Here is an 18735-nt window from a genome sequence, read left to right as displayed (position 1 = left end):
TTTATTGACAGATCAGTCCATAACACAGAAAAAATAAACCGCGCAAAGACGGCTTGCGCGGTTCGACGCGTATCGGTTCAGCTCAGATCAGCGCGCCCTGAAGCGGTCGATGGCGAAGCGCGCCAGGGCGCGCAGGCTTTTCGCGTCGCTGCCGCCGCGCGCCGCGAGCTGGATGCCCTGCATCGTCAGCAGCACAAAAGCGGCGGCCTGGCGCGCGTCGAGGCCGGTGTCGATTTCGCCGGCCGCCTGGCCCTCGCGAATACGCTCCATGAGTCGCTTCGAGAGACGCGGGGCGACCTTGTTGCGCAGCGCCACGAGTTCCGGGTCGGCGGCGCCGAATTCACTCATGGCCACCACGCCCATGCAGCCCAGCGCGCGTTCGTCCTCGTCGTCGGCGACGAGGCCCAGTAACAGTGCCTCGATGCCGCCCAGCGGCGACGCACTGCCATTCAGGCGCGCGATATGCCCTGCCGTGCTTTCGCCTTGATAGCGCTCCAGCGCTTCGAGGTAAAGCTTGCGCTTGTCGCCGAACGCGTTATAGAGGCTCTGCCGCCCGATATTCATCGCGGCGAGCAAGTCCTCGGTGGACGTCGAGGCATAGCCTTTCGCCCAGAACACGCGCAGCGCGCGCTCCAGTGCCTCGTCCCGATCGAATTCTCTAGGTCTGACCATGACGCGAGAATAGAGTTTGTGGACTGATCTGTCAATAACCGGCGAAATCCATGCAATATGCAAATACGAACGATCGGCCGTGGACACCGGGTGGCGATTCGTCCAGAATCGCCCAATTCACGACTTTCGCGGCCAGCCTCCGTTCGCACCATGAAAATCGCGGCGCTTTCCGACATTCACGGCAATTTGCCCGCTCTCGAAGCGGTGCTCGACGATATCGAGCGGCAAGGCGCGGACGTGATCGTCAATCTCGGCGACATCCTTTCTGGCCCGCTTTATCCGTCGCAAACGGCGGACCGCTTGATGCAGCTTGGGTTGCCCACGATTCGCGGCAACCACGAAAGACAGCTGCTCGGCGCGGATGGCACTCGCATGGGGCCGTCTGACCGCTTTGTGCGCGGCGCGCTGAGTGAAGAACAGCTGGCGTGGGTCGGCGCATTGCCTGCCACGCTATGGCTCGAAAGCGACGTGCTGCTCGTGCACGGTACGCCGCAGGACGACCTTTCCTATTTCCTCGAAACCGTCACGGCCAGCGGATGCCGAACGGCCACGCACGGCGAGGTCAGACGCCGCGCGGCCGAAGTCGAGGCGGCGTTGATCCTGTGCGGCCATACGCATCTCGCTCGCTCGATGCAGCTCGCCGACGGCCGCCTCATCGTCAACCCAGGCAGTGTCGGGCTGCCCGCGTACGAAGACACGCATCCGTTTGCGCATCGCATGGAAACGGGGACGCCGCATGCGCGCTACGCGAGCGTCACGCGCACGCCGCGCGGCTGGGAGGTGGAGTTTCGCGCCGTGGAGTACGACTGGCACGCGGCCGCCGAACGCGCCGCCGCCAATGGCCGGCCCGACTGGGCAGCGGCGCTGCGCACCGGGTATTGCTGATCGTTTTTGCCGATGCGGGGCGCCGCGTATCGGCGGACTATACCGTCACCACGATCTTGCCGAACTGCCCATTGGTTTCGAGGTAGCGGTGCGCATCCACCATCTGCTCGAACGTGAACGTGCGGTCGATAACGGGCTTGAGCGCACCGCTTTCGAGTCCCCTTAGCACGTATTCCACGGCGGCCTTGCGGCGCTGTGCGTCGCCGCTGGTGAGCCAGATGTTGTGGGCCTTCACGCTCACGACCTTCGCGATCATCTCCAGCACCGGCAGCGTCGTGGCACGTTCGTCGAGCGCGCCATAGAGATACGCGATCCCCTGAAAAGACAGCGCCGAGATCAGCTTCGCGAAGTTCGGGCCGCCGACCGGATCGAACACGACACGCGCCCCCTTGCCGCCGGTGATGCGCATGATCTCTTCCAGCAGATCCGTCTCGTCGGTCACGACCACGTGCGCCGCGCCTGCGTCGAGCAATGGCTGTTTCTTGGCGGCGTGACGCGTGACCGCGATCGAAGTCGCTCCGGCGTAGTTCGCGATCTGGATCGCGGCGAGGCCGACGCTGCTCGACGCGGCCGGCACGACGACATAGTCGCCGGCGCCCACCTTCGCATCTTCGATCAGCGCGCCGTATGCGGTGACGAACATCATCCACACCGACGCGGCCTCGGCGAACGAAAGCGATTCAGGATGCCTGACGACTGCATAGTCCGGCACGACGATGCTTTCTCCATACGTGAAGTACTGATTCATCGAAAACGACGGGATCACGTTGACCTTGTCTCCCGGTGCGAGGCCGACCACCCCCTCGCCCACGGCATCGACCATGCCGGCCGCTTCGTACCCGAGTCCTGCCGGAAAGCGCACGGGCTCGATGTACTGGTCGGCGCGCCACATCGATTCCGCGCGATTCAGACCAATGGCTTTGACGTCGATGCGCACTTCACCGGGGCCGGGGGCGCGTACCGGTTCGTCCACGAATTGCAGCACTTCCGGGCCACCTGCCTGTGCAAACCTGACTATGCGTGACATGACTGACTCCTGCCTGGATTGATGAGGGCGTAATGAGCGCATCACGCGGTCATTACAGCCTGTGAATTCGACTGATGAACCGGGAAGTCCGAGTAGTGCTTTTCGTCGCCGCCCCAGAATGCTGCGCGCACATAGGGCGTAAGCGGCAGCTTGTGCTTCAGACGATACGGCAAGTCCGGGTTTGACGAGAAATGCCTGCCGAACGCCACGAGATCCGCGTCGCCCGACGCCACGATCGCTTCGGCGCTCTCGCCGTCGAAGCCGCCAGCCGCGATGATCGGCCCGCTAAAGTGCTCGCGAAGATATTTCGCTGCGACTGGCGCGTGCCCTTCGTGAAGCGTGTCGTCACCTTTGACGCGCGGCTCGATCACATGCAGGTAGGCGATCCTGTAAGCGTCGAGCACCTTGGCGACATGGCTGAACGTCGCCTCCGGATTGCTGTCGGAGATGCCGCCCCATTCGCCCGACGGCGAGATGCGTACGCCGACGCGATCGGCGCCCCACACCGCAATCAGCGCTTCGACCACCTCGCGCAGGAAGCGTACGCGATTTTCGATCGGGCCGCCGTAAGCGTCGGTCCGCTGGTTGGTGCCGTCCTGGATGAACTGGTCGACGAGATAGCCGTTCGCGCCGTGCAGCTCGACGCCATCGAATCCGGCGTCGAGCGCGCGTTGCGCCGCGACGCGGAATTCCTCGACGATGCCGGGAATTTCACCAATGCCGAGCGCACGGTGGGGCGAGACCGGCACAAAACCGTCTTTCGTCAACGCGACGCCTTCGAACGGCACGACCGAGGGCGCGACAGGCGTAACGCCACCCGTCATGTCGATATGGCTTTGACGGCCGCCGTGGATCAGTTGCATGAAGACGCGGCCGCCCTTGGCGTGAACCGCATCGGCGATCGCTTTCCAGCCCGCGGTCTGGCCGTCGTGATAAAAGCTGGCCGCGCCGAGATACGAGCGGGCCGTCACGGAAATGCTGACGCCCTCCACGATCTCGAGGCCGCCGGCGGAGGCGCGCTGGCCGTAGAAGTCGGCCATCATCGGGCTCGGAATGTCGCCGGGCTGGATCGTGCGCAGGCGGGTCATGGGCGCCAGAACGACGCGATGCGAAAGGGAGTAAGCGCCAAGCGTGGTAGGGGTGAACAGGTGTGCCATGGTCTTTCCTCGAGAGTCGTAAAGTCGTCGGCACGCAAACTGTCGATATCGGCTCCAGGCATGGGGATATCCGATCCCGCACGGTCCTTTTGGAGCCACGCTTCGTCGCGACGCCGTCTGATGGACAATCTAGCGGGCGGCGACGCAAAGTAAAAAGACCTTCTGGGAAGGGGGGCATGCCTCCCGGGCATGGCCAGCCTGGCGCGCACGCCGCCGGCCTCTGGGTCAGGGAAGTGCGAGCGCGTCGAGCCGCGAAAGAAAGAGCTGCAAAGTCGGCGACGCATTGGCGCGGTTGTACCCGACCACGAGGTCGACCGTGGGCGCCTCGCCCTCCAGCGGCCGGCTCACGACCGACCCCGGCAGCAGGTTGTTCGCATACTCGGGCATGAGCGCGACGCCGCGCGTGGAAGCCACGAGCGACATGGCCATCGCGAGGTTGTCCACGCCGTGCTCGGTGGCCACGTTCACGCCTTGCGCCTGCAGATAACCCACGATCACCTCGTGCAGCACGCGCGCCTTGTTGGACGCCATGACGAACGGCTCGCCGGCAATGTCTTGCGGGGAAATGGCGGCCTTCACCGCGAGCGGATGATCGGCAGGCATCAGCACGATGAGCCGCTCGCGGTTCACCACGCGGTATTCGAGATCGTAGCCGGGCTCGGCGCGCAGGAAGCCGAGATCGAGCTTGCCGCGCGCGAGGGCATCGGCCACGTCCGGCGAGTAGTAGCTCGATACGGTCACGTCGATATTGGGCAGCTCGTCGCGCAGCACGCTCATCGCGCGCGGCAGCCAGGTCATTTCCTCGCCCGTGAGGAAGCCCAGCGCGAACACCTTGCGCTCGGGCAGCGCCGCGCGGCGCGCGGCCTCGGCGGCGGCGTCCACCTGCGTCAGCGCGAGCCGCGCGTGGTCGAGAAACGCCTTGCCGGCTGTGGTCAGTTCCACGCCCCGCGCGCTGCGAATGAACAGATCCACACCCACCTGGTCCTCGAGATCGCGGATCTGGCGGCTCAGCGACGGTTGCGACGTGAACAGCCGCTGCTGCGCGGCGACGGTCAGGCTGCCGGTTTCGGCCACGGCCACGAAATACCGCAGATGCCGCAGTTCCATCGCGCGCTCCAGTCTCGCCATGCCTCGCAGGTATGCCGGCAAGCCTACAAAGTCTTTTTCCGCCGCGCAAGCGCGCTCTAGAGTTCGGCACTACGCTTGTCGAGGAAGAAGCGCAGGCCGCAACCGAGTCGACTCGTACAACCTTCACGGAGCCACACCATGAACACGGACACCCAACCTGTCGTTCTGATTACCGGCGCGTTGACCGGCATCGGCCGCGCCACCGCTCTCGCTTACGCTCGCGACAAGGCGCGCGTGGTCGTTTCCGGCCGCCGCGACGAGCCCGGCCGCGCCCTGGCCGACGAACTCCGCGAACTCGGCGCGCAAGCCGAATACATCCACGCCGACGTGAGCAAGGAAGACGACGTGCGCGCGCTGATCGAGCGCACGATCGAACGTTTCGGCCGCATCGATATCGCCGTCAACTCGGCCGGCGTCGAAGGCGAGTCCGGCCCCGTCACCGAACAAACGCCGGAGAACTACGCGGCCGTGTTCGACGCGAACGTGCTCGGCACGCTGCTCGCGATGAAGCACGAACTGCGCGCCATGACGGCGCAAGGCAGCGGCAGCATCGTCAACGTTTCGTCGACCATGGGCGCGCGCGGCGCACCCAACGCCGCGCTGTACGTGGCGAGCAAGCATGCCGTGGAAGGCCTCACGAAGTCGGCCGCGCTCGAAGCGGCGCCGTTCGGCGTGCGCGTGAACGCCGTGGCGCCCGGCCCCGTGCAGACCGCCATGCTCGACCGCTTCATGCCCGACCCGCAGCGCAAGGCGACCTCGCTCGCGAACGTGCCGCTCAAGCGCGCCGGCAGCCCCGAGGAAATCGCCGACGCGATCCGTTTCGTCGGCTCCGGCGCGGCCAGCTTCATGACGGGCGAAATCCTGCGCGTCAACGGCGGGCGCACGGCAGCGTAGTGCTCGTTGCGCCGCCGCCCAGGCCGGAGGCCGCTCGCATACACGGATGCGGCCCGCCGATTTCCCGCCGCTGAACCCGCGTTATCCGACGACGTCTGCCAGCCCGCCATCAACGTGAACGGCCCCAAGGTGACCACCATGTCCACGCCTTGTTTCGATGAACTCCCGCCCGCGCTCCAGGCGGTCCAAACACGTCCGCTCTTCGTGATGCGGCTCGACGTCAAGCCGATCGAGATCGTCGGCCAGACCGGGGGCGCGTTGCGCCGTGTCGGCATCGTGCCGTCCGGTACGTTCACGGGCGAACGCCTCTCGGGTGTCGTGCTCGACGGCGGCAGCGACTGGCAGAGCGTGCGCGGCGACGGCAGCACGACGCTCGACGTGCGGCTGCCCCCGCGCCTCACGCCGCGCCGATATGCGGCTGCAGAGCCTTGAGCCAGCACGCCACCACCACCGCCCCGCCATCGGGCGTCCCGATTGCGCGCGCGCCGAGATAGCTTGCCCGGCCCGCGCGCGGCGTCATTTGCGCCGTGCTTTTCGCACCGGATTCCGCGGCGCTCACCGCCTGCGCCCACGCCTCGCTCACGGGGCGCGCCGACTTCAAGGCGCTTTCCAGCGCAGCGACGGCGGGAACGAGCGCATCGAGCATCGTGCGATCGCCGGGTTTCGCGCCGCCCAGTTCGCTGATCGCCTCGGCCGCGCCGCGCATGGCCGCCGCCCAGTCCCGCGCGTCGGGCTGCGCTTGCTCGCCGAGCGTGCGCGAGGCGCGCAGCAGCGCCGTTGCGTAGAACGGTCCGGAACTGCCCGCTATCGCGCGGCGCAATGCCGAGCCGAGTGCGGCGAGCGCGCTGCCCGGCGAGCCCAGCGCGCCTTGCGGCACGGCGAGCATGGCCTGCGCGGCGCGCTGCATGCTCGCGCCCAGATCGCCGTCGCCGGCTCGGGAATCGAGGTCCGTGAACAGCGCTTCGTTCTCGATCAATGCGTGCGCAACGGCATCGAGCGCCGGCTTCAGACGCCGCGCCCATGCAACGCTCGCCTCGTCCGCAGGCGTCGCGCCCGCTTCGGCGCGTACATCGGCCGCTGAAAACGCCGGCTCGATGCGGATTCGCCGGTTGACCGTGCCGACGCCGGGCCACGCGCGCGCTTCGGTGGCGGCGTCGAGCAGCGCGAGCTTCGCATCGTCGAGCCGGAGCACGGAGATCGAACAGCCCGGCATGTCGAGCGCCGAGAGAAATGTGCCGGTCCACGCCCGCTCGACCGTCACATGACGGCGATTCAGGCCCTCGAATGCATCGCGCATGATGATCGCCAGTTCCATCGCCGGTGTCGCGCCCAGTCCGTTCACGAGCAGCGCCACGCGCTCGCCGCTTTTCAACGCCAGGTCTTCGACGATGTTGGCGAGCAGCGTTTCCGTCAATTCGCCCGCCGCCATCGGCACCGTGCGCTCCACGCCCTTCTCGCCGTGGATGCCCATGCCGAGTTCGATCTCGTCGTCGGCGAGGCGAAAGCCGGCTTGCTCCGCGCCGGGCAGCGTGCAGCCGTCGAGCGCCACGCCCATCGTGCCGAGATTCTCGGCCACGCCGCGCGCAATCGCGGCCACGAGGCCCAGCGCGTCGCCGCGCGCCGCCGCCGCGCCCGCGATCTTGTGCACGAGCACCGTCCCCGCAATGCCGCGCCGCTGATTGCGCTCCGTATGCCCGCGCAGCGACACGTCGTCGGCCACGATGACGATGTCGACCGGAATGCCCTCGGCGCGCGCCAGTTCGGCCGCGAGGCCGAAATTGAGCCGGTCCCCCGTGTAGTTCTTCACGATGAGCAACGCGCCGTTCGGCCCCGCGCTCGCGCGAATCGCGGCCAGCACGGCGTCGGTGGAAGGCGACGTGAACACCTCGCCGCACACGGCGGCCGTGAGCATCCCTTGTCCGACATAACCGCCATGCGCGGGCTCGTGGCCGCTGCCGCCCCCTGAAATCACGGCGACGGTGCGCTCGGCCGGGCTGGGCAGCGGGTTGCGAACGAGCACGTTTTCGTTGCCGAGCACGGCGACATGCGGCGCAGTGCGCGCAATGCCTTCGAGCATTTCGCGCACGACTAACGACGGATCGTTGACGAGTTTCTTCATAAGAGTCCCTTGAACGAGTAACCGGGGCAAAAACGAGGGGCAGATGCGAGGAGCAGAACCGGCGGACCGCACGCGATCCCTTCACGCCATGGGTGTATTGAAGCACGGGCATCGAATGCGTTCAGGATGCCTGCCCCCACGCGTCGCGCGAACATCCCAGCATCCAGGCATCTAGGTAAAAACACCCATCCAAGCGGCACACAAACGACCCGTTATTCAGACAGTAGCGACCGATCACGGCTTTGCCGTGCCTTCGCCGTCTGCATGCCTGGAACACATGGCCCCTCTGCCCGCCTCCCGCGCTGATGCCGGTGCCTTCACCAGTAACCTGCCCACTCCGGCCCAGCAACGCGGCGCGAGTGGCGATGTGCCGAATCGCGTTGCGTGGCGATGAACGTAGCTGAACTATCCGGAACCCCTCCACAGGCCCCGTCCCGCGCGCCCGGCAAGGGCGTCGCCGTAGCGCTAGCCGTGGCGCTGATCGTCTGCGTGGCCATCGGCGCAATACTGAGCGCGAACCTTTCGCGCGGCACGGCCGACTCGCGGCTTCGTCAGGAACTGAGCATCACGTCGGAACTCGAAGCCCTGCTCACGCTGCATATTGCCGCGAATACCGACTTCCTCAAAGGCGTGGGCACGGCGGGCTACACGTCGCGCGCGTGGCCGATCAAGCGGGCCGCCGTCGTGGCTGGTATTTACGACCGGCTCGAGCACGACTTTGCCGGCGCGCCGCGCAACGAGCGCGCGATCCGCGAGTTGCGGCAGCTGAGCGCCGTCTGGCCCGAGCAGCTCGACGCGGCCGCCCGCAACATCGCGCTCGCCGACGCGGGCGCGAGGCTCGAGCCCGCCCTGATGCAGCGCGCGAACGAAACGCTCAGCTCCATCATGTCGCTGCTCACCGAGCTGCGCTCCGAGCAGCGCGAGCAGATCAAGGTCGTGCAGTTCGGTGCGCAGGCGCAGCTCGCGCGGCAAAAGATCTCGCTGATCGGCACGGCGACAGCCGGCGCATTGCTGCTGCTCTTCACGTTGTTTACGAGCCACCGCGCGGCGCTTTCCCGCAGCGCCGCGAAGATCGTCGCGTTCGAGGCCGAGCGGCGCTTTCGCGAGTACTTCGAGCAGCATCCGGTTGCGATGCTCATCTTCGATGTGCGCTCCTACGCGATCCTCACCGCCAACGCGGCAGCCCAGCGCCAATACGGCGCGAGCCTGCAGCAGCTCAAGGGCATGTCGATCGAGCGGCTTCGCCCGCAGGCCGAAGCCGGCGCGTTCCGCCGCGACCTGCACAGCTACGTCAATTCCGGCGCGCAAAGCGGCGCAGGCGGCGTGCGCCGGCATGTGCGCATCGACGGAGAAGTGATCCACGTCGATATCGCCTGGCATCTGCTCGACTATGCGGGCCAGGACGCGTGCTTCATCACCGCGCACGACGTCACGGCGCACGAACAGGCGAGAGAGCACTTGCGCATTCGCAGCCGGGCGCTGGAGGCGTCGAGAAACGCCGTGATCATTTCGCAAAAGGTCGACGGCGAAAGCATCATCACGTACGCCAACGCGGCGTTCGAGCGCATCACCGGCCGCGCCGTGGCGACGGCGAATGGCGCCGGGCATTGGGACATGCTCGATTGCGATAAAGCGTCCGCCGATGCCCATATCGTTCGCAGTGCCATGCAATCGGAGCGCGAGGGCGAGGGCCTGCTCAAATGCTGCCGGCCCGATGGCTCGCCCTACTGGATCGAGCTGCATGTCGCGCCGGTGCTCGACGAGCGCAATCACCCCACGCACTGCGTGACCGTGTTCAACGACGTTTCCGAGCGCATCCGCTATCAGGAGCAGTTGCGCCTGCAGGCCAACGAGGACTCGCTCACGCACCTGCCGAACCGGCTCGGCCTCAAGGCGCGTTTGCGCGAACTGGTCAGGACGGCGCTCGACGCGCAGCAGAAGTTCGCGCTGGTGTTCATCGACCTCGACAACTTCAAGGAGGTCAACGACTCGCTCGGCCATACCGCGGGCGACGAGGTGCTGTGCGAAGTGGCGCGCCGCCTGTCCGCCAATATCGCCCGGGGCGAAATGGTGTCGCGCTATGCGGGAGACGAGTTTGTCGCCGTGCTGTACGGCCGGGGCGGCGTCGATCACTTCGTCGCCGCCGCGGCACGCATGCAGGAATCCTTGACACATGGCCTGCTGATCGGCAACAAGGTCATCGTGCCGCTCGCCTGTGTCGGCCTCGCCGTGTTCCCCGATCATTCGAGCGACCCCGATTCACTCCTCAAGTACGCCGACTCGGCCATGTACCGCGCCAAGTCGATGGGGCCCGGCAGCATGCAGGTGTTCGACATGGCCATCGCCATGCAGAACCTGGAGCGGGCGAGCCTCGCGCAGGCGTTGCGCCTCGCCGTGGCGGCACGCGCGTTTGCCGTCGCGTGGCAGCCGAGAGTCGACCCGCGGACGGGCGAGACGATGGGTTTCGAGGCGCTCGTTCGCTGGCACGACGCGGAGCGCGGCCAGGTGAGCCCGGCGCTGTTCGTGCCGCTCGCCGAGGAAAACGGCCTGATCGTGCAGATCGGCGAGTTCGTGTTCGAGGAGGCCTGCCGCCAGGCCCGCGAGTGGGCGCGCGAGCACCCGGACATCGTCGTTTCGGTCAACGTTTCGCCGGTCCAGTTCGTGCGCGCGGATTTGCCCGCGATGATGGCGGAAACGCTCGCGCGCACCGGCGTGAGCCCACGCAATATCGAGCTGGAAATCACCGAAGGCGTGCTCATGGCGCCGCGCTCGCTCGCCACGCTGCGCGCCCTGCGTGAGATGGGGCTCTCGGTCGCCATCGACGACTTCGGCTCGGGCTATTCGAGCCTCGGGTACATTCGCAGCTTCATGCCCGATCGCCTCAAGCTCGACATGTCGTTCGTGAGGGGCATTGGCCAATCGCGCGCGGACGAGGTCATCGTGAAGGCCGTGCTCGCGCTCGGCCATACGCTCGGCATGCGGGTGGTGGCCGAGGGCGTGGAAACGCTGCGGCAACTGGAATTCCTGATCGAGAACGGCTGCAACGAAGCGCAGGGCTACTGGTTCTCACGCCCTGTGGATGCAGCGAGCGCGCAGTCTTACCTGGAAGCGAGCCATGCGGCCAGCATTCAGCAACGGTAACCTGCTCAGATGGCTCACGGGGCCGCGCACCATTTTCTATGGCAGCCTGGCGGTCGCCTTCATCATGGCGTCGCTCTGCGCGACGGTGCTCTACGAGAGCCGCCACGACGCCCTGGAGCGCGCCAGGGAGAACTCGCGCAACGTCGCACTGATTGCCGAACGCGATATCGAGCGCAACCTCGAGCTTTACGCGCTCTCGCTGCAAGCCGTGGTCGACGGCATCGGCCGGCCCGACGTCATGGCGCTGCCCGCGCCGCTGCGCAGCGAGTTGCTGTTCGACCACGCCGTTACCGCGGAATATCTGGGTTCGATACTCGTGCTCGACGAGGCAGGCAACGTCGCCATGAATTCGGCCACCGGCGCGCCGCTCAACGCCAATTTCGCCGACCGCGACTACTTTACGGCGCAGCGCGACAATCCCCATGCCGGCCTCTACATCAGCGCACCCTATCGTTCGCGCCTGCGCAACGGCGCGCCCAGCATCGCGCTGAGCCGCAGGCTTTCGCATCCCGACGGGTCGTTCGCCGGCATCGTCATGATCGCCATTAACCTCGAGTATTTTCACCAGCTGTTCGCCGGGCTGTCGCTCGGCCGCCACGGCGCGATTTCCCTCATCGCGCAGGACGGCACCATGATCATGCGCCAGCCCTATGATCCGGCCGTGGTGGGGCGCAACATCCGCAACGCGAGTACCTTCCGCCACTTTCTGGCTGCGAAGGAGGGCAGTTTCTCGGACACGTCGTCGATCGACGGCGTGCGCCGGATGTATTTTTTCCGCAATTTCCCGCGCCAGCCGCTCATCATCATGGTGGCGGAAGCCGAGCCCGATATCTACGCCGCGTGGCGGCGGCGCGCGCTGACCATCGGCACGCTCATGGGCACCTTCGCGATCGGCTTCGTCGGCCTCTCGTTCGTGCTCGCCACGCAGTTGCGGCGCAGGATGCGCGCCGAGTCGGAACTGCAGCTGCTCGCGCGCACCGACAGTCTCACGGGCCTGAACAATCGCCGCACGCTCGGCGAAATCCTCGAACAGGAGTGGCGGCGCGCCAGGCGCGCGCGCAGCGTGTTCTCGCTGCTGTTCGTCGATATCGACCGCTTCAAGGCCTATAACGACCAGTACGGCCATCAGGCCGGCGACGACGCGCTCGCCGCCGTGGCGCGCTGCATCGGCGAAAACATCCGCCGGCCCGCGGACACCGCCGCCCGCTACGGCGGCGAAGAGTTCATCGTCGTGCTGCCCGATACGCTGCTCGAAGGCGCCTGCGCGATCGCCGAGAAGATCCGCCATGCGATCAGCGAACTCGCCATCGAGCATGCGGGCAGCGAGTACGGGCGGGTCACGGCGAGCATCGGCTCCGCAAGCTGGTCGCCGGACCAGGATGTCGATGTCACGCAGGTCATCAAGGCGGCGGATCAGGCGCTGTACGACGCGAAAGCGCGCGGCCGCAACCGCGTCGCCATGTGCGGCGCCTGACTGGCGCGGCTACGCGGCTACGGGTTGGCGACGCTGTTGGAAGCGGTGTCCGCGTGATCGGGCCGGGGCGCGTCCTGCCCGCCTCCCAGCGCCACATAGAGCGACGCGCCGTTTTGCAGCGCCGCCGCGCGTAGCTGGATCAGTTGCTGTTGCGCCGCGAACAGGCTGCGCTTCGCATCGACCACTTCCAGGTAGATGGAAATGCCGTTGTCGTAGCGCAGTTCCGCGGCCTCGGCCAGGCGCGACTCGGAGGCCACCGCGCGCTCCTGTGCCGCGATTTGCTCCTGCAGACGCTGGCGCGCGATCAGCGCGTCGGAGACTTCGCGAAACGCCACCTGAACGGCCTTCTGGTAGTTCGCCACGAGTTCGGTCTGACGCGCTTCGGAGAGACGCACTTGTGCGCTGCGGCGCCCCGCGTCGAAGATCGGCAGCGTGACGAACCCGGAGATGAGCCATGCCTGCTTGCCGGGCACGAACAGGTCGCTCAGTTCTGGAGACACATAGCCGAAATTGCCCGTGAGCGAAACACGCGGGAAATAGTCCGCACGCGCTGCGCCGATATCGGCGTCGGCCGCTCGCAGCGACTGCTCGGCTGCGCGAATATCGGGGCGCAGCGCGAGCAGCGAGGAAGGCAGGCCCGCGTCGAGCGTGCCGAACTGGTCGGCGTCGGCAAGCGCATGGCGCTGCGTCATGTCCGCGGCATCCGGCAGCGGTCCGCCGATCAGGACCGCCAACTGATCGCGCTGCTGGCCAGTCGTTCTTTGCAGCTCGGCAAGCTGCGTCTGCGCCTGGGTGACGAGAATGCGCGCCTGCTCGTAGTCCACGAGCGAGGTCGCCCCCGCTTCGAGACGCAGCCGCGCGACTTCCAGCGCATACTGGCGCGTTTCCAGCGTGTGCTGCGCGAGGTCGATGCCCTCGTTGCCCGAGAGGATGGCGTAGTACGTCGCCGCCACGTTGCTGATGAGCGAGAGGCGAAAGGCTTCGTTGGCCTCCATCGTCGCCAGATAATTGCGCCGCGCCGACTCGCTCAGGTTGGCCACGCGCCCCCAGAAGTCGAGTTCGAACGACGTGACGGCCACCTGCACGCTGTACTGGTTGAAGTGAATCGACGTGTTGTTGTTGGGCAGTTCGGGCTCGATGGAGTTGAGCGGCGTTTTGGTGCGGGTAGCGTCGGCGCCCGCGGCCACTTGCGGAAACTGCGCGGAGCGCTGCACGCGGTAAAGCGCCTGAGCCTGCTCGATGCGCGCAACCGATGCCGCCAGATCGCGGTTATGCGCCAGCGCCATGGCAATCAACTGCTTGAGCGCCGGGTCGCGAAAGAAAGTCTCCCAACTGAGCTCCGAAGCGAGACGCTCGCCGCCAGGCGCGGCGATGTCCGCACTCTCGTAGCTTTGCGCAATCGGCAACTCCGGCTGCTGGTAACGTGGCGCGAAGTTGCACGACGCGAGCGTCAGGCATGCCGTGATCGCCGTCCACCTCGCAGGCTTACGCATCGTGCGCTCCCGCGGGCCGCGCATCTTCTTCGTCATCGTCGCGCATGCGTTTGCGGCTCAACCATCGGCGCGCCACCACGTAGAACACGGGCGTAAAGAAGATGCCGAAGAACGTGGCCGTGAGCATACTGCCCATGATGCCCGTGCCCACCGCCTGCCTGCCCGCCGCGCCCGCGCCCGTGGCGAGCACGAGCGGCAGCATGCCGAGCACGAAGGTCACGCTCGTCATCAGGATCGGCCGCAAGCGCTGGCGCGCACCGTTCACGGCCGCGCTCACCGTATCGCTGCCCGCGGCCTCCTCCTTGATCGCGAACTCCACGATCAGAATGGCGTTTTTTGCCGCGAGGCCGATGATGGTCACGAGGCCGATATTGAAGTAGATGTCCGCGGAAAAACGCCGCGCCATGGTGAAGAGCACCGCGCCCAGCACGCCCAGCGGAATGATGAGCAGGACCGCAATGGGGATCGCCCAGCTCTCGTAGAGCGCGGCGAGCAGCAGGAACACCACGACGAGCGAGAGCAGCAGCAGCGCACCGATCTGTCCGGCCGCCTGCTGTTCCTCGAACGCCGTGCCGGTCCATTCGTAGGTCAGGCTGCCGGTAAGAACGTGGTCAGCAATGCGCTCCATCTCCGCGAGCGCTGCGCCGCTCGAACGGCCCGGCGCCGCCTGCCCCGAGATCGTGGCCGAGGGAAAACCGTTGTAGCGTTCGACCTGCTGCGGCCCCGAACTCCAGTGCACGCTCGTGAACGCCGAGAACGGCACCATCTCGCCCACGTTGTTGCGCAGCCGCAGCGCGCCGATGTCCTCGGGCCGCATGCGCTGGTCGGCGTCGGCTTGCATGAGCACGCGCAGCACGTTCCCCTCGTAGACGAAATCGTTCACGTAGTTCGAGCCGAATGCGAGCGCGAGCGCGCTGTTCACCTGACCGATCTGCAGCCCCAGCGCGCGCGCCTTCACACGGTCGATATCGACATAGAGTTGCGGCGCGGGCGGCAAGCCGTCGGGACGCACGCCCACCAGCAAGGGGCTGCGCGCAGCCTCTGCGAGCAGGCGCGCGCTCGCCTGCTGCAGCGCCGCGCCGCCCACGCCGCTGCGGTCGAGTATTTTCATCGTGAAGCCGCTCGCATTGCCGAGCGCGGGAATGGCCGGCGGATCGAGCGCGAAGACGAGCGCTTGCGGAATATTGCGGAACGCCGCGTTCGCGCGCGCCACCAGCGCCCCCGCCGAATTGGCCGCGCCCGGCCGCTCCGACCACGGCTTCAGGTCGACGAACGACATCGCCGCCGACTGGCCCTGGCCGAAGAAGCTGAATCCCGTGACGGAGGCGATATTGCGCACCTGAGGCTGCTGCCTGAGAAAGGCCTCGACCTGATCGACGACCTGTTGCGTGCGCTGCGCCGTTGCGCCGGGCGCCGCCGTATACGCGACGAAAATGTGCCCCTGGTCCTCGCCCGGAATGAAGCCGCGCGGCAACTGGGTGAAGAGGAACCCGGTCGTCGCGCACACCACGACGAATACGAGGAGCCAGCGCACCGGCTTGCGCAGCATCGCCTGCACGGCCAGCACGTAGCGCTCGGTGGCGGTTTCCATGCCGCGGTTGAATCCATCGAACACGCGCCGCTGCATGCGGGCCGGCCAGTGCGTGGCGGCGGGCTTGCCGGTGCCGTCGCCGGTCGTCGTCCTGCTGCCCAGCAGCGTTGCCGACATGGCCACGCCCAGTGTCAGCGCGAGCAAGGTCGACAGAAAGATCGAGACGGTGAGCGTGACCGAGAACTGGCGATAGATCGCGCCCGTCGAACCCGGAAAGAACGCCATGGGGACGAACACCGCAATGAGCACGAGTGTGCTCGCAATGGCGGCGCCCGCAATCTGCCCGACGGCCTTGACGGTCGCCCGCCGCGAACTCAAGCCTTCTTCCTGGATCACGCGCTCGACGCTTTCCACCACCACGATCGCGTCGTCGTTGAGAATGCCGATCGCCACGACCATGGCGAACAGCGAAAGCAGATTGATGGAGAGTCCGAACAAAAAAATGCCGACGCACGTGCCGACCAGCGCGATCGGCACGACCAGCGTGGGAATGAGCGTCGCGCGCCATTTCTGCAGGAACAGGAACACGATGACCGTCACGAGCAGCAGCGCCTCGACCATGGTGCGCAGCACGCCGCTCAGCGAGGTCGTGATGAACGGCGTCGTATCGAACGGTACGACCCATGCCACGCCCTTCGGGAAGGTCGGCTGCAATTGCGTGAGACGCTGGCGCACCGCGCGCGCCACGGCCAGCGCATTCGCGCCGCTCGCGAGCTGGATGGCGATCCCGGCGGATTCCCTGCCGTTCACGCGAAAGCGAAAGCCATAGCTGTCGTTACCCAGCTCCACGCGTGCGACGTCGCCCACACGCACCGTCGAGCCATCCGGGTTCGAGCGCACGATCACCTCGCGGAACTGCTCGGGCGTCGAAAAGCGGCCGCGCATGACGATCTGCGCATTGAGTTCGGCGCCCGGCGCAATGGGCTGGTCGCCAAGGCTGCCGCCCGCAGTCTGGCTGTTCTGCTCCTGGATGGCCGTCATCACTTCGTTGGCCGAAATACCGAAGCTGCTCAGTTTTTCCGGATCGATCCAGATCCGCATGGCATACGACGAACCGAACAGCTGCGCGTCGCCGACGCCGGGAATACGGCGTAATTCGTTGACGATGTTGTTGGCGGCAAAGTTACCCAGCTCGACGGCCGGGATCGATCCATCGGCGGACTGCAGCGCAATGAGCATCAGAAAGCCCGACGACGCTTTCGTGACGCTCACGCCGACCTGCCTCACCTCCAGCGGCAGCCGCGGCTCCACGCGGCTCAGGCGGTCCTGGACCTGTGAGAGCGCCACGTCGAGATTCGTGCCGGGCCTGAGCGTGACGGTGATCTGCGCCGTGCCGTTCGAGCGGCTCTGCGACGACATGTAGAGGAAATTGTCGACGCCGTTCATCTCGTCTTCGATGATCGACGTGACCGTGCGGTCCAGCGTGTTCGCGTCGGCGCCGCTGTAGACCGCCGATATCGTGAGCGAGGGCGGCGCGACGTCGGGGTACTGCTCGACCGGCAGCAGCATGAGCGCGAGCGCGCCGAAGAGCGTGACGAAGAGCGCAACGACCCACGCGAAGACCGGCCGGTAGACGAAGAATCGGTTCATGAGGCGCGCCGCTCAGGAGTGGGCCGGCGCGGCGAAGGGATGGGCGTCCACGCGCTGCCCCGGCTGCACCCTTTGCCAGCCGTCGACGATGACGCGCTCACCCGGCTCCAGCCCGTCCTTCACGACCCATTGCCCCGCTTCCTGCGGGCCGAGCACGACATTGCGGCGCACGACGGTGCCGTCTTCGGCAACGAGCGAGAGGTTCGCCCCGTTGTTGTCGAACTGCACGGCGCGCGCGGGGACGACCAGGCCGTTCGGTATCGTGCCGATCACGACGCGCCCGCGCACGAACTGCCCCGGCAACAAGATGCGCGATGCATTGTTGAAGCGCGCGCGCAGCACCTGCGTTCCGGTGGACGGATCGACGACGAGGTCGGTGAAGTCCAGCACGCCCGGCTCGCCATAGTCGTCGCCGTTCGCGAGCGTGAGCCAGACCTGTGCGCGGTCCGCGGCCGGCGCCGCGAGCGTGCCCGAGGCGATCTGTTTGCGTACTTCCAGCAACGAAATATTCGACTGGGTAAAAACGGCGTTCACCGGCGTGAGCTGGTTGACCTGCGTGAGCAAGGTCGCGCCGGCCGCACTGACCAGCGCGCCTTCGGTGACGAGCGCACGCCCCACACGGCCCGCTATCGGCGCGCGCACGGTACACCGATCGAGGCGAAGCTGCGCGAGCGTCACCGCGGCGCGTGCGTCCGCAACGTTCGCGTCGGCCTGCTGCAGTGCGGCCGTCGCAGCCTCGAACTCCTGGGCGCTCACGACCTGACGCGCCACCAGTGGCTTGAAGCGCGCCACCTCCGAGGCCGCATTGCCCTGCACGGCCCGGGCCCGGTTGAGCGCGGCCTGGGCCTGCTGCAATGCGGCCTCGTAGTCGCGCGAATCGATCAGAAAGAGCGGCGCGCCGGCGCGGACGTCGGTGCCCTCCTCGAAGAGCCGCCGCTCGACGATGCCGTCCACGCGGGCGCGCACCTCCGCCGAACGGATCGCTTCGATCCGCCCCGGCAGTTCGATCTCGCGGGGAATGGATTGCGCCGCAACCGTTTCGACCAGCACGCTCGGCGGCGGTGGCGCCGCGCCGCTCTGCGCTTGCCGGTCGCGGCATCCGTTGCCCGCCAGCAGCAACATGGCCGCCATGCCGATCAGCCACGGTCTACAGCGTCTGGGTTCGCAGTTTGGCACGCGAGGCTCCACCGAAAAATAGAGACGGTACGCGCGCGCCCCGAACGGCTCATTGCGCAGTACTCGACCGGATCATTGCGATGTTCACTCAAACTGCGATTTACGGCCCGCGATGTGCGCAATCCGCAAGGGCAGAAGCGCGCGAAAAGCGCATAACGTCTGGATCGTTATCTAACAAGCAGCGCTTTCATGCATTCACAGGAATTACGCAAAAGCGCCGCAAAATCAACCACTCGTAAATTACTTGAAGTCGGAATTCCGTTTACTACTATGGATAGACGCTTCACACCCTTATTCACACCGCTACATTCGTTCGTTTTCCAGCCTTTGCCCATATGCTTTTAAGGGCACGTTCGCACAGTTCGATATCACGGCTTTCGGCATGTTC

Annotated in this window: 13 protein-coding genes; 5 read left to right on the top strand and 8 right to left on the bottom strand. The window is 66.5% G+C overall.

The window, feature by feature from the left end:
* Positions 1-87: 87 nt before the first annotated feature.
* Positions 88-759, bottom strand: coding sequence for a TetR/AcrR family transcriptional regulator (locus AB4Y35_RS21335; protein ID WP_368705808.1), 672 nt, complete (start codon positions 757-759; stop codon positions 88-90).
* Positions 760-822: 63 nt separating this feature from the next.
* Here AB4Y35_RS21335 and AB4Y35_RS21330 point away from each other — a divergent pair, with 63 nt between their 5' ends.
* Positions 823-1557: a metallophosphoesterase gene (locus tag AB4Y35_RS21330; protein ID WP_368705807.1), complete on the top strand. Its 735-nt coding sequence runs from the start codon at positions 823-825 to the stop codon at positions 1555-1557.
* A 37-nt stretch (positions 1558-1594) separates the two neighbouring features.
* On the opposite strand, the gene AB4Y35_RS21325 is transcribed toward AB4Y35_RS21330, so the two are convergent.
* The 3 genes from AB4Y35_RS21325 to AB4Y35_RS21315 form a co-directional block, all read right to left on the bottom strand.
* A complete protein-coding gene (locus tag AB4Y35_RS21325) occupies positions 1595-2584 on the bottom strand; it encodes a zinc-dependent alcohol dehydrogenase family protein (RefSeq protein WP_368705806.1) in 990 nt (329 codons plus the stop codon).
* A gap of 41 nt (positions 2585-2625) precedes the next feature.
* Positions 2626-3741, bottom strand: coding sequence for an alkene reductase (locus AB4Y35_RS21320; RefSeq protein WP_368705805.1), 1116 nt, complete (start codon positions 3739-3741; stop codon positions 2626-2628).
* Positions 3742-3966: 225 nt separating this feature from the next.
* Complete coding sequence (locus AB4Y35_RS21315) at positions 3967-4848, bottom strand: LysR family transcriptional regulator (RefSeq protein WP_368705804.1); 882 nt, start codon at positions 4846-4848, stop codon at positions 3967-3969.
* A 159-nt stretch (positions 4849-5007) separates the two neighbouring features.
* On the opposite strand from AB4Y35_RS21315, the gene AB4Y35_RS21310 reads away from it, so the two are divergent.
* Together AB4Y35_RS21310 and AB4Y35_RS21305 are read left to right on the top strand one after the other, a co-directional pair.
* Positions 5008-5763 carry an SDR family NAD(P)-dependent oxidoreductase gene (locus AB4Y35_RS21310; protein ID WP_368705803.1) on the top strand — a complete coding sequence of 252 codons (756 nt, stop codon included), beginning with the start codon at positions 5008-5010 and terminating at the stop codon, positions 5761-5763.
* 138 nt (positions 5764-5901) lie between these two features.
* Positions 5902-6195: a DUF3237 family protein gene (locus tag AB4Y35_RS21305; protein ID WP_368705802.1), complete on the top strand. Its 294-nt coding sequence runs from the start codon at positions 5902-5904 to the stop codon at positions 6193-6195.
* Here the strand turns inward: AB4Y35_RS21305 and AB4Y35_RS21300 are convergent.
* Positions 6161-7882: a dihydroxyacetone kinase family protein gene (locus tag AB4Y35_RS21300; protein WP_368705801.1), complete on the bottom strand. Its 1722-nt coding sequence runs from the start codon at positions 7880-7882 to the stop codon at positions 6161-6163. The two genes, AB4Y35_RS21305 and AB4Y35_RS21300, sit on opposite strands and share 35 nt — an antisense overlap.
* A gap of 390 nt (positions 7883-8272) precedes the next feature.
* On the opposite strand from AB4Y35_RS21300, the gene AB4Y35_RS21295 reads away from it, so the two are divergent.
* On the top strand, positions 8273-11023 hold the full coding sequence (locus AB4Y35_RS21295; RefSeq protein ID WP_368705800.1) for a putative bifunctional diguanylate cyclase/phosphodiesterase: 2751 nt from the start codon (positions 8273-8275) through the stop codon (positions 11021-11023).
* Positions 10998-12497 (top strand): diguanylate cyclase, encoded by a 1500-nt coding sequence (locus AB4Y35_RS21290; RefSeq protein ID WP_368705799.1) that lies wholly within the window; start codon positions 10998-11000, stop codon positions 12495-12497. Before AB4Y35_RS21295 ends, AB4Y35_RS21290 begins: the two co-directional genes overlap by 26 nt.
* Before the next feature lie 17 nt (positions 12498-12514).
* On the opposite strand, the gene AB4Y35_RS21285 is transcribed toward AB4Y35_RS21290, so the two are convergent.
* The 3 genes from AB4Y35_RS21285 to AB4Y35_RS21275 are packed head-to-tail and all read right to left on the bottom strand — an operon-like array spanning position 12515 to position 18347.
* Positions 12515-13990, bottom strand: a complete 1476-nt coding sequence (locus AB4Y35_RS21285; RefSeq protein ID WP_368705798.1) for an efflux transporter outer membrane subunit — start codon at positions 13988-13990, stop codon at positions 12515-12517.
* Positions 13983-17171, bottom strand: coding sequence for a multidrug efflux RND transporter permease subunit (locus AB4Y35_RS21280; protein WP_368705797.1), 3189 nt, complete (start codon positions 17169-17171; stop codon positions 13983-13985). The genes AB4Y35_RS21285 and AB4Y35_RS21280 overlap by 8 nt, the downstream gene beginning before the upstream one ends.
* A 12-nt stretch (positions 17172-17183) precedes the next feature.
* A complete protein-coding gene (locus tag AB4Y35_RS21275; protein WP_368705796.1) occupies positions 17184-18347 on the bottom strand; it encodes an efflux RND transporter periplasmic adaptor subunit in 1164 nt (387 codons plus the stop codon).
* Between the last annotated feature and the right edge of the window lie 388 nt (positions 18348-18735).

The sequence above is a fragment of the Paraburkholderia sp. EG286A genome (genome assembly GCF_040965375.1).
GTDB lineage: Bacteria > Pseudomonadota > Gammaproteobacteria > Burkholderiales > Burkholderiaceae > Paraburkholderia.
Note: the sequence above shows the minus strand (reverse complement) of the source record. Positions and strands in the feature narration are given on the sequence as shown.

Excerpts from the sequence above, each read along its gene's own strand:
- AB4Y35_RS21330 (WP_368705807.1), top strand. The coding sequence starts at position 823 with ATGAAAATCGCGGCGCTTTCCGACATTCACGGCAATTTGCCCGCTCTC.
- AB4Y35_RS21325 (WP_368705806.1), bottom strand. The coding sequence starts at position 2,584 with ATGTCACGCATAGTCAGGTTTGCACAGGCAGGTGGCCCGGAAGTGCTG.
- AB4Y35_RS21320 (WP_368705805.1), bottom strand. The coding sequence starts at position 3,741 with ATGGCACACCTGTTCACCCCTACCACGCTTGGCGCTTACTCCCTTTCG.
- AB4Y35_RS21315 (WP_368705804.1), bottom strand. The coding sequence starts at position 4,848 with ATGGAACTGCGGCATCTGCGGTATTTCGTGGCCGTGGCCGAAACCGGC.
- AB4Y35_RS21310 (WP_368705803.1), top strand. The coding sequence starts at position 5,008 with ATGAACACGGACACCCAACCTGTCGTTCTGATTACCGGCGCGTTGACC.
- AB4Y35_RS21305 (WP_368705802.1), top strand. The coding sequence starts at position 5,902 with ATGTCCACGCCTTGTTTCGATGAACTCCCGCCCGCGCTCCAGGCGGTC.
- AB4Y35_RS21300 (WP_368705801.1), bottom strand. The coding sequence starts at position 7,882 with ATGAAGAAACTCGTCAACGATCCGTCGTTAGTCGTGCGCGAAATGCTC.
- AB4Y35_RS21295 (WP_368705800.1), top strand. The coding sequence starts at position 8,273 with ATGAACGTAGCTGAACTATCCGGAACCCCTCCACAGGCCCCGTCCCGC.
- AB4Y35_RS21290 (WP_368705799.1), top strand. The coding sequence starts at position 10,998 with ATGCGGCCAGCATTCAGCAACGGTAACCTGCTCAGATGGCTCACGGGG.
- AB4Y35_RS21285 (WP_368705798.1), bottom strand. The coding sequence starts at position 13,990 with ATGCGTAAGCCTGCGAGGTGGACGGCGATCACGGCATGCCTGACGCTC.
- AB4Y35_RS21280 (WP_368705797.1), bottom strand. The coding sequence starts at position 17,171 with ATGAACCGATTCTTCGTCTACCGGCCGGTCTTCGCGTGGGTCGTTGCG.